The 14,129-nt window shown below is 63.6% G+C and carries 12 protein-coding genes and 1 riboswitch; of the genes, 4 read left to right on the forward strand and 8 right to left on the reverse strand.

What is annotated here, in order from left to right; translation table 11 throughout:
• Window positions 1-20: 20 nt before the first annotated feature.
• Entirely contained in the window at window positions 21-395 is a 375-nt protein-coding gene (locus CDE01S_RS05540) for an Hsp20/alpha crystallin family protein (RefSeq protein ID WP_066704803.1), read from the forward strand.
• Window positions 396-461: 66 nt separating this feature from the next.
• Here the strand turns inward: CDE01S_RS05540 and CDE01S_RS18435 are convergent, their stop codons facing one another.
• Both CDE01S_RS18435 and tsaD read right to left on the reverse strand, forming a co-directional pair.
• On the reverse strand, window positions 462-1,295 hold the full coding sequence (locus CDE01S_RS18435) for a hypothetical protein (protein WP_157077051.1): 834 nt from the start codon (window positions 1,293-1,295) through the stop codon (window positions 462-464).
• Between the two features lie 191 nt (window positions 1,296-1,486).
• The gene (gene tsaD, locus CDE01S_RS05545) at window positions 1,487-2,542 is read right to left on the reverse strand and encodes a tRNA (adenosine(37)-N6)-threonylcarbamoyltransferase complex transferase subunit TsaD (RefSeq protein WP_066704805.1); all 1,056 of its coding nucleotides are present in this window, start codon (window positions 2,540-2,542) and stop codon (window positions 1,487-1,489) included.
• 127 nt (window positions 2,543-2,669) lie between these two features.
• Between tsaD and CDE01S_RS05550 the strand changes: the two genes are divergently transcribed.
• Both CDE01S_RS05550 and CDE01S_RS05555 read left to right on the forward strand, forming a co-directional pair.
• The gene (locus CDE01S_RS05550; protein WP_066704807.1) at window positions 2,670-4,277 is read left to right on the forward strand and encodes a GGDEF domain-containing protein; all 1,608 of its coding nucleotides are present in this window, start codon (window positions 2,670-2,672) and stop codon (window positions 4,275-4,277) included.
• The gene (locus CDE01S_RS05555; protein WP_066704809.1) at window positions 4,274-5,557 is read left to right on the forward strand and encodes an HDOD domain-containing protein; all 1,284 of its coding nucleotides are present in this window, start codon (window positions 4,274-4,276) and stop codon (window positions 5,555-5,557) included. Before CDE01S_RS05550 ends, CDE01S_RS05555 begins: the two co-directional genes overlap by 4 nt.
• Before the next feature lie 42 nt (window positions 5,558-5,599).
• Here CDE01S_RS05555 and CDE01S_RS05560 read toward each other — a convergent pair whose 3' ends face one another.
• The 6 genes from CDE01S_RS05560 to CDE01S_RS05585 are packed head-to-tail and all read right to left on the reverse strand — an operon-like array spanning window position 5,600 to window position 11,465.
• Window positions 5,600-6,367, reverse strand: a complete 768-nt coding sequence (locus CDE01S_RS05560) for a 3-oxoacyl-ACP reductase (RefSeq protein ID WP_066704811.1) — start codon at window positions 6,365-6,367, stop codon at window positions 5,600-5,602.
• 3 nt (window positions 6,368-6,370) lie between these two features.
• Window positions 6,371-7,366, reverse strand: coding sequence for an ABC transporter substrate-binding protein (locus tag CDE01S_RS05565; RefSeq protein ID WP_066704813.1), 996 nt, complete (start codon window positions 7,364-7,366; stop codon window positions 6,371-6,373).
• A 22-nt stretch (window positions 7,367-7,388) separates the two neighbouring features.
• Window positions 7,389-8,150: an ABC transporter permease gene (locus CDE01S_RS05570; RefSeq protein ID WP_066704815.1), complete on the reverse strand. Its 762-nt coding sequence runs from the start codon at window positions 8,148-8,150 to the stop codon at window positions 7,389-7,391.
• The gene (locus CDE01S_RS05575) at window positions 8,147-8,896 is read right to left on the reverse strand and encodes an ABC transporter ATP-binding protein (protein WP_066704817.1); all 750 of its coding nucleotides are present in this window, start codon (window positions 8,894-8,896) and stop codon (window positions 8,147-8,149) included. The genes CDE01S_RS05570 and CDE01S_RS05575 overlap by 4 nt, the downstream gene beginning before the upstream one ends.
• Before the next feature lie 5 nt (window positions 8,897-8,901).
• Window positions 8,902-10,359, reverse strand: coding sequence for an acyl-CoA reductase (locus CDE01S_RS05580; RefSeq protein ID WP_066704818.1), 1,458 nt, complete (start codon window positions 10,357-10,359; stop codon window positions 8,902-8,904).
• The gene (locus CDE01S_RS05585; protein ID WP_066704819.1) at window positions 10,356-11,465 is read right to left on the reverse strand and encodes a LuxE/PaaK family acyltransferase; all 1,110 of its coding nucleotides are present in this window, start codon (window positions 11,463-11,465) and stop codon (window positions 10,356-10,358) included. Before CDE01S_RS05585 ends, CDE01S_RS05580 begins: the two co-directional genes overlap by 4 nt.
• Before the next feature lie 85 nt (window positions 11,466-11,550).
• A riboswitch (TPP riboswitch) is annotated at window positions 11,551-11,665 on the reverse strand.
• Between the two features lie 230 nt (window positions 11,666-11,895).
• Between CDE01S_RS05585 and CDE01S_RS05590 the strand changes: the two genes are divergently transcribed.
• Window positions 11,896-13,935 (forward strand): TIGR03768 family metallophosphoesterase, encoded by a 2,040-nt coding sequence (locus CDE01S_RS05590; RefSeq protein WP_218016503.1) that lies wholly within the window; start codon window positions 11,896-11,898, stop codon window positions 13,933-13,935.
• The last annotated feature ends 194 nt before the right edge of the window (window positions 13,936-14,129 follow it).

Here is a 14,129-nt window from a genome sequence, read left to right on the forward strand (position 1 = left end):
CCTTAACCAGGAGTTCGATCATGTTGTTCGCCCCCGTCATCCGCCGTTCCGCTTTCGCCCCCTCCATGCGCTCGCTGGACCGCTTCTTCGACGCTGCCCTGCAGGCCCCGATCGCCCAGACCAACAGCTGCCGCATCGAACAGGACGACAAGGCCTACACCCTGAGCTTCGACGTGCCGGGCGTGACGCGCGAGCAGCTGTCGATCGGCATCGAAGGCAATGTGGTGCGCCTGGAAAGCCTGCCGGAAGCCGCGCGCCAGTACAAGGCCGCTTACGAACTGCCACAGGACATTGATGCGGCTTCCAGCGTTGCCAAGCTGGAAAACGGTGTGCTGACCCTCAAGCTGGCCAAGGTGCAGCCGGAGAGCAAAGTCACCAAGCTGACGATCAACTGAGTCTGTTCGACAACATGAAAAAGGCCGCGAAATTCGCGGCCTTTTTCATGGCTTCAACGTATGAATTCAGCGACCTGCACTTCCGGCAGTTGGCTCGGAAGAATGACGGGTTGGGGCAAGTTGTATACATGCCTGGTCCCGAAATGCCTCGTAAGGCACTAAGGTGCCGGTAGTGCACGCGGAGCCGCAAGCCTGGATGAATCCGTCACGATTGAATCCTGGGTAATGTGACACATTGCGAACAGCCCACACTTCAGAGTTGGAGCCCCAAAAACCGCCCGCGGAAAAGTCTGCTTTGGCATAGCTTGAGCACCCCAATTTTGATGAATGATCCCGGACACATGCATCTGCAGCTTTGTACAAAGAGCCACATTGGCCGTCAGTAAGCTTCTGGTTAGAAACCTCTACAAGTACGACCGACAAGTACCCAGAATCCAATACCGCAACTTTCTTCTTTTGCCGAAAAAACCCTAAGTCGACAATGATCTTTCCAGACTCCTCTTTTGCCTGAATAAAGTAGGTCTCTGAATTGAAGTCTTTGTTTGTGACCACCAAAGGCTTCGACTCTTTACTGAGCACAATGAAAAATAGTGGATCGACGCGACATCCTGAGCCGCCACAGTTTTGACTGATCAGTACCGCCTGTCCACCGCTAAATCTATATAACCCGTGTAGTTCCAGGTAAGGCTCTTTGGAGTCGGCTCTAAATATTGCCTTTCCGTTTAGCAAGATCGTAGAGGGTGGGCCGTTGGTCCCGTCGCTGTAGATGCTTCGTACGACTTGGATTTCTCCTAAGTCAGATTGAAGTGCCTTCTCGACCACATAGCCTGCGGACCAAGACACCTGACAACACAACAGCATCGTGAGAACGATCAAGTATCTCAGTGCGGCGGCTGTCATTGAGCGCCCCAACTTGATATGGACGTCAAAATTGTCTTACTGACCGAGTTCACGCCGCCCTCCCTTAATGTGTTGTAAGTGCTTGATTTATACCAGTCGTGTTTCCGCGGGCGGCTTCGGAAGAACCATGAACAAGTTCGCCAAGACCTGGACTCCAAACCGTTGCGACACGTAGCCGCACGACCACAATCTCACACAGACTGGCTGATCGCATCCAGCGGCCAGCGTGGCTTGACCTCGAAGGTGTAGGCCCGGCTGGCCTCTTGCATGCTGGCCTGCAGCCGCATGGCCGCGGCCATGGCGATCATGGCACCGTTGTCGGTGCACAGGTGCAGTTCGGGGTAGTGCACGCGCACCTTGCGCTTGGCGCACTGGGCATTCAGTTGCTCGCGCAGATGCCGGTTGGCCCCCACGCCGCCGGCCACCACCAGGCGCTTCATACCCGTCTCATCGAGTGCGGCGAGCGACTTCTTCACCAGCACTTCGACGATGGCAGCCTGCGTTGAGGCGGCGAGATCCGCCTTGCGCACTTCCAGCTCAGCCCCCAGACGCTGCGCCTGCGTCAGCACCGCCGTTTTCAGGCCGGCAAAAGAGAAGTCGAGGTTGCTGCTGTGCAGCAGAGGGCGCGGCAGCTTGAAAGCGGTGCCATCACCCTGCTCCGCCAGACGGGACAAGGCCGGCCCGCCGGGATAACCCAGGCCCATGAGCTTGGCTGACTTGTCAAAGGCCTCACCTGCGGCATCGTCAATGGTTTCACCCAGGATTTCGTAGCGTCCGACGCCGTCCACCCGCATCAGCTGCGTGTGACCGCCCGAGACCAGCAAGGCGACAAAGGGGAACTCGGGTGGGTCGGCACTCAGGAACGGCGACAGCAAATGCCCTTCCAGGTGGTGCACGCCCAGCACCGGCTTGCCCAGGGCCGCACCGAGCGCGCAGGCCACACCGGCGCCCACCAGCAGCGCGCCGGCCAAGCCGGGGCCGCGCGTGTAGGCCACCACGTCGATGTCCTGCAGCGACTTGCCGGCCTCGGCCATCACCTGATTGGTGAGCGGCAGCACGCGGCGGATGTGGTCGCGGCTGGCCAGCTCGGGCACCACACCGCCATAGGCCTGGTGCATCTCGATCTGGCTGAAGAGCGCGTGCGACAACAACTGCGGCACCGGGCTGCCATTGGCTTGCACCAGGGCGACGCCGGTTTCGTCGCAGGAGGATTCGATGCCCAGAATCAGGGGCGCGGTATCTGACATAGGGTCAAGTGTAGAGCCCTTCCGGAACTCACCGCCGTCTCCCGATGACGGGATCGTCCAGACGGTCCTGCCGGTAATACACTGATGCCCTATGCATGGCTCGTTTCCTTCTACCAATCTGGATCGCGTGCTGGACGCCGCGTTCCGCATCGATGCGGAATTTCAGATCCAGTTCGTGTCGGAAGCCGGCAAGCGCTGGCTGGGAATGAGCCCGGGGGATCAACTGCCGCGCAGCTTTCTTGATCTCCTGCACCCGGACGACATATCCACCTTCCAGCACAAGATGCCCACCGGGCATCAGCTCTTGAATTGCGATGCGCGCCTGCTCAGGGGCGAGCACCCCTGCTGGGTGAACCTGCGGGTCTATGCCCTTCCGCAGGCACAGCAGTTCGTCGTGTGCATGATCGACATCTCGTCCTGGATCGGAGGCATGGCCGCGCTGCCTGCCGTCCCCGGGCGCGAGGAACTGAGTGGCTTGGCCCATCGCACCTTTTTGCAGCAGGCCGTGGAGGCGCTCATTGCCCAGGGCAACCGTCCCTTTGTGTTGGGCCTGCTGGACCTCGATGGCCTCAACCGGGTCAATCACAACCTCGGGCACCACGCGGGCGATGCCGTGTTGGCCGAGACGGTTCAGCGGCTGACCCGCCTCACCCTCCCGCCGAACCTCGTGGCCCGCCTGGGAGGCGACGAGTTTGTGATGCTGCTGCCGGACAAGGACGCGCACGCTAGTCAGGCCCTCATGCAGGAAGTGCTGTTCGCCATCGCCCGCCCCTACCACGTGGCCGGACAACAGGCCTATCTGGGCGCGAGCATCGGTTTGGCCGAGTTCCCTGGCCACGGCGCGGACTACTCCCGCCTGTTCAACAACGCCGACATTGCGATGCACCGCGCCAAGAGCGATGGCAAGAACCGCTTCAGCGTCTATGCCCCGCAGAGCGGAAACTCTGACTTTTCTATCCAGGCGGCCCTGTACGAGGGCATTGAAGAAGGGGAGTTCTCACTCGTCTACCAGCCGCTGTTCGACATCCAACGCCGGATCGTGGGCGCCGAAGCCCTGATGCGCTGGACCAGCCGGACGCTGGGGCCGGTCTCGCCAGCCGAATTCATCCCGATCGCGGAGAAAGTCGGCCTGATGCCCGTGCTGGGCAAATGGGCGTTGCGCTATGCGTGCCAGCACCTCCGGCAGTTCCAGCAGCTCAGTCCGAAATTCTCGATGTCCGTCAATGTCTCTCCGCTGCAGTTCGGGGAAGACGACTTCCATGTGCCGGTGATGAACACGGTGCAGGAGCTCGACATCGACCCCACCCAGCTGGTGCTGGAAATCACCGAGTCCACCCTCATGCAAAGCCGGCAACAGACCGAACAGTCGCTTGCCCTCCTGCGCGAGCAGGGCATACGCATTGCGATCGACGATTTCGGCACCGGTTTTTCCAGCCTGGCCTACCTCACGCGCTTTCCGGTCTCCGGCATCAAGATCGACCGATCTTTTGTCGCGAAACTCGACCCGGTCTCCGCCTCGGGCGACCCGGACCGCAAGCTCATCGTGGCCATGATCCATCTGGCGCATAGCATCGACTTGCGCGTCGTGGCCGAAGGGGTGGAGACACAGGCACAATTTGATTTCCTGAAAAGTGCCGGCTGCAATTTCGTTCAGGGCTACCTGCTGGGGCGGCCGATGGAGGCAGAAGCCTTGCTCGGGCTTCTGGATAGCACGCATAACAAGAACACGTCATGAGCCACCCCACCGTCGACAAATTGTTTGCCGCGATGCGCAGCACCAAGGGTATCCCGGCGATGGAAGGCATCGTCAGTTCGGTACTGGGGACCCTGCGCAATGAAAAGAGCAATCACCACACGCTGGCCCGGTACATCAGCGAGGACTTCGCGCTCACGCAAAAGGTGCTCAAGCTGGCCAACTCCATCATGTACGCGCCTTTTGCCAAGGAGGCCTCGTCGGTGAGCGCGGCGGTGCAGATCCTCGGCACCGACTCCCTGCTACATGTGGTGATCAGCACCGCCATGGCCAGCGAAGCCGAAATCCGGGACGACCGGCACCTCTCCCAGACCTTGCTGGCTTCCGAACTGGCGCGCAGCCTCTATCCGGACCGCTCGGAAGACCTCTCGGTAGCCGGCCTCATGATTGACCTGGGGCGCCTGGTCGCCGCCAGGTTCCTGCCCGATGAAATGACCCGGGTCCAAGCCCGGATCGTCGCCGGCACCGATCCCGAGCAGGCCGCCCGCCTGGTGCTGGGCATGACCCTACCGCAACTCGGGGTCGAAGTCGCCAAGCGCTGGAACCTGCCCGACTCCATCATGGGCATCATCGACGGCACGGGCGACAGCACGGTTGTGCAGGCGGCCCGCCTGGCCAGCACCGCCTCCCACCTCATTCTCGACGGCAAAGTGGACGAACTCGCGCAGTTGACCGAGCAGCTGGCGTTGCCTGACGTGGATAAATCTCGTCTGCGCCTGCTCATCCAGCGCAAGCTGGACGATGTGGGTGCCACCGTCCTCAGCCAGCCGCAACACATTCCGGCCGGCATGGCGCTGGAGGCGCTCTACCACGAGCTAGCCGCCGAGAAATGGGACACGCCCGAGGCCCTGGCCGGCGCCATGTTCAGCAGCATCCACCATGTGCTCAAGACCAGCCATTGCCTGCTATTGGCGCGCGACGCCAAAGGCGACTTCGTCATCCGTGCCGGCCTGGGCCAGCGCGTGGCCGCGCTGCGCTCGGAGTTCAGTGTGTCGGCCGAATTCAAGCCCACGGCCTTTCATGCGGCCATCCAGAACAACGTCGACATTGCGATCAACGATGCCGCCAAGCTGCGGCCTTCGGCGCTGCCCCCGGACTACCGGCGCCTCTTTCCCCACGTCACCAAGTTTGTCATCGTGCCGATCGCCAACCCCAAGGTGACCGGCCTGATCTACTGCGACTGGGACGCCGATGGGGACTACCTTCCCACGGAACTGCTTGCGCTCCGCAAGCTCAGGGACCTGTTCCTGCCATTCTTTTGACTTGAGCCAGCGCAGCCCGGGTGCCTGGAACCCGGCGCCGCCTCAGCGCATCACCAGCCCGCCATCCACCATCAACACCTGCCCGGTCATGAAGCGGCTCCAGTCGGAAGCGAGGAACAGCACCGGCCCGGCCACGTCGGCCGGCGTGGCGATGCGACGCAGCGGCGTCTGCGCCACGATGGCCTCCTTCACGTCCTCCTTGGTCGCGCGGCTGGCGTCGGTCGGGTAGACCAGGCCGGGCGCCACGCAGTTGACGCGGATGCCCAGCGGCCCGAGTTCGGCCGCCAGGTTGCGGCTGAAGCCGACCAGCGCCGACTTGGCGGTGCTGTAGTCGTGGTACGGCACCACCGGCCGCGCCACCAAGTCGCTCGCCAGGTTGACGATGCTGCCTTGCGCGCGCTGGCGCAAGTGCGGCAGCACGGCCTGGCAGACGTTGTAGGTGGCGTGCACGGCACCGTCCACCTGGCGTTGGTAGTCGCTCCAGTCCAGCTCCCAGAAGCGCTTGCGCTGCTCGGGGTCGAAGCGGTAGGGCGCAAAGGCGTTGTTCACCAGCACGTCGATGCGCCCCACTTCGGCCAGTACCTGGGCCACCATGGCCTGCACCTGCGCCGGATCATTGACATCGGCACGAATCGCCCAAGCGTCACCGCCGGCAGCCTTGCACTGCGCCACCACCGCTTCGGCCGCGGCCTCGTTGCGCAGGTAGTTGACGATCACGAAGCCGCCTTCGGCCGCAAACGCCTGCGCAATGGCCGCACCGATGCCGCGGCTGGCGCCGGTGACGAGGATGACCTGGCCCTGAAAATTCATGGCTTACTTCCGGCCCGGCAGCAGGTCCTGGCTGACCACGGCCTTCATGTCCAGGTTGCGTTCGATCAGGCCGATCTGCTTCCAGGCGCGGGCGCCCTTCTGCAGTGTGTCCACGTCGATGGCGCCCAGGCCTTTTTGCTGCGTCAGCGGCGAAACGCTGGTGGCGTTGCGCAGCTTGATCACCTCCAGGTTCACAGCTTCGTTCTGGCCGTTGATGGCGCGCTTGACGGCGAGTTTGGCGGCCTCCTCGGGGTGGTCGATCATCCACTGCGCGCTGTCGCGGTAGGCAGCGAGGAAACGCTTGAGCAGGTCCTTCTTCTGCTGGAAAGTGTCCTCGCGCACGATGAAGAGATCGCTGGAAAGGTTGAGCGAGTGGCGCACCTCCATCACGTTCACGTCGCCCACGCCCTTGGCGCGCGCCACCAGCAGGCCGGTGTCGGTGGCGGCAGTGGCGTCCACCTGGCCCTGCATGAGCGGCGCGAAGTTCAGCAGACCGGTGACGACGATGGTCACGTCCTTGGTGCTCAGACCGGCCTGGTTGAGCAGCAGCTGCAGATTGGTCAGGGTGCCGCTGGAGAGGCTGTAGACGCCGATCTTCTTGCCCTTGAGGTCGGCCGGCTTGCTGATGTTGGCGCTCTTGAGCGAGACCACGTTGAAGACGTTCTGCGGGTAAATGTCGTAGATGGCGCGCAGCTTCTCGCCCTTGTCCAGCCCGCCGTAGAAGGAGCCGGGATCGGTGAAGGCCACGTCGGCCTGGCCGCTGAGCAGGTTGCGCACCGCGTCGCCGCCGCCCGCGCCGGGCATGTAGACCAGCTCGATGCCGCGGGCGCGGAAGAAGCCCTTGTCGGGCTCGACCAGGATGTTGGTGATCTCGGAAATCGGACCGCCCCAGCCGGCGATGGTGACCTTCTCCAGTTTCGGGTCCTGGGCCAGGGCCGTGCCGGTGCCCAGGGTGGCCAGCGCGATGGCGGCCAGCATGCGCAGGGTGTTGCGTTTCATATCCTCGTGTCCTCTCTCGGGTTCAGTTTGACTTGGGGTTGGAATAGGGTCGGAGCAACCGGCGCTCCAGCAGCAGCGCGGCTTCGTACAGCAGCAGGCCGATGCCGGTGATGAGCACCAGCGCCGCGAACATCAGCGCCGTGTCCATGGACGCCTGCGAGGCGATGATGAGCGCCCCCAGGCCGCGGCTGGCACCGATGAACTCGCCCACCACGGCCCCCACCAGCGCCAGCACCACGGCCACGCGCAGGCCGGCCAGGATGGTGGGCAAGGCGGCCGGAATCTTGAGGCGCCACAGGGTCCGCCAGCGGCTCGCGCCCAGCATGCGGAACAGCTCGAGCCGGGCCGCATCCACCTGCGCCACGGCGGTCAGTGTGTTCTCCAGCAGGGGGAAGAAGCAGATCAGCGCGGTGATGAGCACCGTGGGCGCGGTGCCGAAGCCCAGCCAGACGATGAACAGCGGCACCAGCGCCAGCTTCGGGATGACTTGGCTGGTCACCACATAGGGCATGAGCACGCGGCGCAGCGCGGCCGATTCGCCCAGCAGCACGCCGCCGGCAAAACCCAACAGCACGCCCAGCCCCAGACCCAACGCCAGCTCCAGCAGGGTCTGCCCGATGTGCGGCCAGAAGTAGCCGGTGGCAAAGCCGCGCCACAGGGCTGCACCGATGGCACTGGGCGCAGGCAGCACGAGCGCGGAGAAGCGGAAGGCCGGCACGGCGGCTTCCCAGAGCGCGAGCAGGCCGAGCAGCAGTGCGAAAGCGAGAAGACGCGGGTATTTCAAGCAGCCACCTCCGCGTCCATGGCCTGGCGCAGCTCGGCGCAGAGGGCATTGAAGGCAGCGCTGTAGCGCACGTCCTGGCTGCGCGAGCGCGGCAGTTCAACGCGGACATCGTGCCGGATGCGGCCGCCCTCCATCACCGCCACCCGGTCGGCCAGGTACACCGCCTCGGCGATGTCGTGCGTGACGAAAAAGACCGAGGTGCCGCGCGCGCGGCACATGGCCTGCAACTCGTCCTGCAGTTCCTCGCGCGTGATGGCGTCGAGCGCGGCAAAGGGCTCGTCCATCAACAAAATCGCCGGCTCCAGCACCAGCGCGCGCGCAATCGCCACCCGGCTTTGCTGGCCGCCCGACAACTGGCGCGGGTAATGGTTGGCATGCGAGGCCAAGCCCATCTGCGTCAGCAGTTGCTCGGCGCGCGCCACGTCGGCCACGGTCGGTTTGCGCTGCAAGGTCACGGGCAGCAGTACGTTGTCCAGCACGGTGAGCCAGTCCAGCAGCGTGGGGGCCTGGAACACGAAACCGGTGCCCGGCCCGGGCTGGCGCACCGCCTGCCCCTGCAGGCTGACCCGGCCTTCGTCGGGCTGCAGCAGGCCGGCGGCGAGTTTGAGCAGCGTGGTCTTGCCGCAGCCGCTGCGCCCTACCAGGCAATGGAACTCGCCCTGCGCGATGTCCCAGTCCACGCGCTGCACCACCGGCGGCCAGCCGGGGTAGGTGTAGCTCACGCCTTGCATGTCGAGGAAGGCCATCGTCCTCAATCCTTGTACGGCGCGAAATCTTCCGCCGCCGTTTCTGCCGACTGTTCCAGTTCGACCATGCGCACCAGATCCAGCAGGCTGAAGCGCCCGTCGTGGTGCCAGCCGGCCTCGGGCGCCGTCATGGCACCCAGGGCGCAGATGCGGGTGGCACCGGCCTGCCCCAGCGCTTCCGCCAGGGCGTACAACTCATGCGGCGCCGCGGCCAGCCCCACCGTCTGCAGAATGTCACGCTGCGCGGCAATCAAAGGCATGGCAGCGTCCAGCCGCGCCACCGCCTGCACCTGCACCGTGCGGTTCAGGGCACAGGGCTGCAGCGCACTCGCCACCTCCGCATAGGCCACGCACCACGGTACCGTGGCATCGCCCATTAGTTCCACACCGGTTTGCGCAAAGCCCTTGAGTTCCTGCCGCTCGCGCCAGCCGGCCACGCTGGTCGCTTCTTCCAATGTCAGCGTGCGGCGCGCGAACTTGTGCTGCAACGCGGCCAGTTCACCCGCCAGCAGTTGTGCAAACTCGCGCGGCGTGACACGGCCGCCACGCGCCACATAGAACACATGCGGCGAGTAGCAGCCCTGCTGCTCGTAGCGCACCACATCGAGCGCCGCCTGGCGCGCTGCTGCCTGGGCATGCTGGGCGTCGAGCACCGCGCTGGAGACCAGGCCCAGGCTGAGCTTGTGGCCGTGCGGCAGGAAGCGCGTGCCCACCGGCACCTGCTGGCGCAAGGCAGCCAGCGTGTCGTTGCCGCCGTAGGCCAGCACCGTGTCGGCTTCGGCAAACAAGGTTTTTTCGCTCACCGTATCGCCGCCCTTGAACCAGAGCACGGCCAGACAATCGGCCAGGCGCGGTTCGACCTCGGCCAGCAGGCGTGCGAACAGCGCGGCGAACACCGGCTCGGCACTGGCCACCTTGCCGATGGCCGGCGCCTTGACCAGCAGGCCGCAGACCAGGCTCCACAGCGGCAGGCCCGGCACATTGCCGGCCCAGACGTGCATCAGCAGCTCGGGGCCGAGCGCGCGCGCCATGCCGCCTTTGACCACGGGCTGGAATTCGTCGAGCAGCTTGGGGTTGGCGAAGTCCTCGGCCACAAAGCGCTGCAGCTGCGGCGCGCGGAAGGTCTTGAGATAGGCGTTGAGCCCCAGGCGCACCATCTCGGCATCGAAGCCGCTCACCAGGGGCAGCAGCCGATCGGCCTCGACGCGGTAGGGGTCGTTGGCATCCAGCAGGCGAGCCACGGCGCGGTCGATGGCGGCAATGATCTGCGACACCGGCACGCGCTTGAGCTGCTGGCGACCGGCCTCGCGCACGTGCGCGGCCAGGGCTGTCAGCTGCGCCGGCGTCAAATGCGGCACAGCGACTTCGACACCATCCGCGCCCACACCAAAGCGCAGCGTCTGCCACTGCACCTGTTCGGCTGGCAAGCCCGGCAGGTAAGCCGCGACGGCTTTCAGCGTCATGCCGCGGCTCCGCTCTGCGCCGCCCGCAGGAAGTCGTCCACCGCAATCGAGCAGCCCTTGGCCTGCGCTCCTTGGGCACGGCCCAGCAGCAGGAAGCCGTCATCAACCGCCACACCGACGTCTTCGGTCAGGATGGTGGTGACGGAATTGAAGTTGCCCAGGTCGCAATGCGCCAAAATGCCGCGCTCACCGAAGGGGGCTTCCTGACCACTCAGGGGGTCGAGCAGGCGCGAACGGATCCAGTGCGGGCCGGACTTGGGCGAAGGCAGCACGGCGTTGCCGTCGTCGTAGAACTGGGTGCTGAGCTCGGTCATGCCGTACATGTTGATGCACTGGCTGCGCGGGACGCCGAAGGTGGCCGAGAGCTGGACGTAGAACGCCTCCATGTCCATCTCGCGCGATTGGCCCTTGAAGCCGCCGGTGTCGAGCAGGCGGCTGCCCGCCGGCAACTGGAACTGCAAGCCAGCCGCCTGCAAGGCGTCCATCAGGTGCACGAAACTGTAGCTGGCACCCAGCAAGGCGAAGGGTTCGCCGCTGCGCTGCACCTGCCGCAACGTCTCGCACAGGTCTTCGAGCTGCAGGCCGTCCTGGTCCATGAAGTAACGACTCTCGGGCGTACCGAACGCGTGCAGCGCCAGCGCCAGGTAGTGCGCCAGCGAGGAGTTGGGCATGAGCTGCTCGTCCGGGAACAGGAGGCCCATGCGCATGCGTTCAGCGCCCGCCATGAAACGCTGGCGGAAGTTGCGTGTCATGGACAGGTCGTACACCTGCAGATGCGGGTGGTAGTGCCGGCCTTTCACGTCGCCGCGCGTGGTGCCACTGGTCATGAAGACGCGCTCGCAGGCATCTGGCGGCACGCAGCTGAGCGTGAGGTCCTTGAAGGCATTGATCGGCACGGCCGGAATGTCACGCCAGTTTTTCACGGTGCGCGGCGTGCGGCCGCGTTGCTGGCAGTAGCGCTGAAAAGGTGCGTTGTGCTGGAACTGGTGGGCGAACAGACGCAGGGCGAGTGCGTTGAAGGCATCGTCGGTCGAGCCGGGTTGCGCGATGAAGGCCAGCAGATCGGCCACCAGCGCGTCATCCAGACCGCTGGCCTTGGCTTGCATTGCTGTGGAGGTGTCGTTCACGTTCGCCCTTCTTCCGGTGATGTGCTTCGCACGGGTGCTCCGAAAGGGGTGGCAGGGCGGGACGCTTGTTCCTGACAGCTCTTCTTACGTCGGCATGATCCGAGTCAAGTTCGCGGGTTCGGTGTCACCATCTCAGCCACGCTGCCATTACCGGCAGGGTTGCACCCCGGAGCGATTGGAATTCTACGCGGAGTGAGGCGGGATACGTCCGTTGCCCTTGGGCCATCGGCTCCATTCCTTCTAATTCTCTTCCGATGGTGACAGAATGCCCAAGTGGTTTAATTTGATAAAAAAGCTCTCGGCGCTGCACCTCGAATACCTCCCATTGAAGAAAAACAGAATGAAACCCGACACCCCCCAGACAACTTCGACCAGGCCCACAACTGGTGCCGTAACGCGCAGTACGGGGTTGGACCGACGCCAATTCGTCAAGTACTCTTTCGGTGTCGTGGCCGGGCTCTCCGGAACCACTTTCTCAACGGCCTATGGCGGCAGCAACCATCAGCTGCGCAGTTATCCGATCGATGGCAGGAAGGTCAAGAAAACGACCGAGCAGATGTTGGCCTTCGACTTTTCTGCGACGCCCATCGACAAACCCAAATCGAACAAGGGCCTGCATGCCACGGAGATGAGCCACGTTCAGGACTACGACAGGTACGGCTACGGAAAGTATCGGCTCGCCGGCGGTCTTCCTGTCGTGCCACGTTATGACTTGCTGGCCAACGCGGGCAACTACGCTGCGCCTGCCAAGCGCAAGCGGCTGGCGAATTTTTTTGCCATGACCGACATCCACATCACGGACAAGGAGGCGCCCAACCAGCTGATCTATATCCAGCAAGCTGATTCAGCCCACGGAGGCGAGATGACCTCGATCTACTCGCCCGTCATGATGTACACCACCCAACTGCTCGACGCCGCCATCCAGACCGCCAATGCGCTGCATGAGCGGAGCCCCTTCGACTTCGGTATCTCGCTGGGCGATGTATGCGACAGCAGCCGGTACAACGAATTGCGCTGGTACCTCGACGTGATCGACGGCAAGCCCATCAGGCCGAGTTCGGGCGCGCATCTGGGCGAGGACACGGTCGATTTCCAGCGGCCTTTCCAGGCGGCCGGGCTCAACAAATCCATCCCGTGGTACCAGACGCTGGGCAATCACGATCACTTCTACATCGGCTCTGCGCCGGTAGATGCAAACCCTGCCCTCAAGATCCGCGAGAGCTACGTCAGCGATCAGGTCTGGGCGGTTGGCGATGTGCTCATCCCCAACGCGTCCAAGTCCACGCCCATGGCATTGCCGCCGGTGGTGTATGACTTGAACACCAGCTTGTCGGGAACCTCGAAAGCAACCCTGAATGACCCGGTCACCGGCATCGCGGGCAACACCTTCTACATGGGTGTGATCGATGGTGCCAGTCCCTATGGTGCCATCCGCTACACGGGCAAGGCGGAAGACTTCAAATCGCCCCCCAAAGTGGCGGCCGACCCCGACCGGCGCGCCTTGCTGCGCAGCGAATGGATAGCGGAATTCTTCAACACCACGACCCTTCCCAAGGGCCATGGCTTTGACCTGGTGCCGGAGGCCTTGCGCCGCAGTCAGAACGGGTTCGCCTGCTACAGCTTCGTTCCCAAGTCGGACATTCCGCTCAAGATCATCGTGCTGGACAACACCCAGCTGGAAACGGATGGCTCCCACGACATTCACGGGCACGGTTTCCTGGACGAGGTGCGCTGGAAGTGGCTGCAGGCTGAGCTCGACGCCGGGCAGGCCAACAATCAGCTGATGGTGATTGCCGCGCACATACCGATTGCCGTGGCAGCCAGTGGCAGCCTGATGGAGTGGTGGAACCCCAAAGGACAGGCATCGCCATCCCAGAATGATCCCCATGCGGTCATGGACAACGCAGTCAAGTTGCCCGACCTGATCCGCAAACTGCAGGACACGCCCAACCTGCTGATGTGGATGTCTGGCCACCGGCACTTGAACACGGTCAAGGCGCTGCCCGCTTACAGCGATGAAGCCCGCACCCAGCTCGTGCCTGAGAAGAGTTTCTGGCAGGTTGAGACCTCCTCCCTGCAGCATTTTCCACAGCAGTTTCGTACCTTCGAGATCTATCTGAACAGCGACTACACGGTGTCCATCGTGGCGGTCAATGTGGACCCGGAAGTGGCCGAAGGCACGCCAGCCGCGACATCGCGGAAGTACGCGATTGCCGAGCATCAGATTGCCCGGAACAACCTGCGACAGAACGAGCCCAACCGTGTGTATTTCCCCGGTAGCCGTCTCAAAGTCGACAGCATGGACCCCACACGCCAGCAGGACGACTCCATCGATCCGAGCATCCACTACGGCAACGTGGATGGCGTGCCGTACTGCGCCTCCTACAACGCGGAACTGTTCAAGCAGCTGACCCCGACGATGATCGAGGTTCTGAAGAAAATCGCTTGACCAACTTGGTCCTGGTTGGCCAACTGCCACCGCCAGATGGTTGAGTGCCTGAGGCAGCAGTCGTCCCTGGCAACGCCTCTTCCGGTTGCCCAGGGACGTGTCACAACGTTCACCGCCGTCCTGCAATATTGACCTGAATCAAGTTTCATCCCAAGGAATTTGCCCTGCGCAAAATAAGCTGGGAAGATGAACGC

The sequence above is a fragment of the Curvibacter delicatus NBRC 14919 genome (genome assembly GCF_001592265.1).
GTDB lineage: Bacteria > Pseudomonadota > Gammaproteobacteria > Burkholderiales > Burkholderiaceae_C > Hylemonella > Hylemonella delicata.

Bases quoted from the DNA above. Each gene is read 5' to 3' on its own strand.
- CDE01S_RS05540 (WP_066704803.1), top strand. From the start codon at position 21: ATGTTGTTCGCCCCCGTCATCCGCCGTTCCGCTTTCGCCCCCTCCATG.
- CDE01S_RS18435 (WP_157077051.1), bottom strand. From the start codon at position 1,295: ATGACAGCCGCCGCACTGAGATACTTGATCGTTCTCACGATGCTGTTG.
- tsaD (WP_066704805.1), bottom strand. From the start codon at position 2,542: ATGTCAGATACCGCGCCCCTGATTCTGGGCATCGAATCCTCCTGCGAC.
- CDE01S_RS05555 (WP_066704809.1), top strand. From the start codon at position 4,274: ATGAGCCACCCCACCGTCGACAAATTGTTTGCCGCGATGCGCAGCACC.
- CDE01S_RS05560 (WP_066704811.1), bottom strand. From the start codon at position 6,367: ATGAATTTTCAGGGCCAGGTCATCCTCGTCACCGGCGCCAGCCGCGGC.
- CDE01S_RS05565 (WP_066704813.1), bottom strand. From the start codon at position 7,366: ATGAAACGCAACACCCTGCGCATGCTGGCCGCCATCGCGCTGGCCACC.
- CDE01S_RS05575 (WP_066704817.1), bottom strand. From the start codon at position 8,896: ATGGCCTTCCTCGACATGCAAGGCGTGAGCTACACCTACCCCGGCTGG.
- CDE01S_RS05580 (WP_066704818.1), bottom strand. From the start codon at position 10,359: ATGACGCTGAAAGCCGTCGCGGCTTACCTGCCGGGCTTGCCAGCCGAA.
- CDE01S_RS05585 (WP_066704819.1), bottom strand. From the start codon at position 11,465: ATGCAAGCCAAGGCCAGCGGTCTGGATGACGCGCTGGTGGCCGATCTG.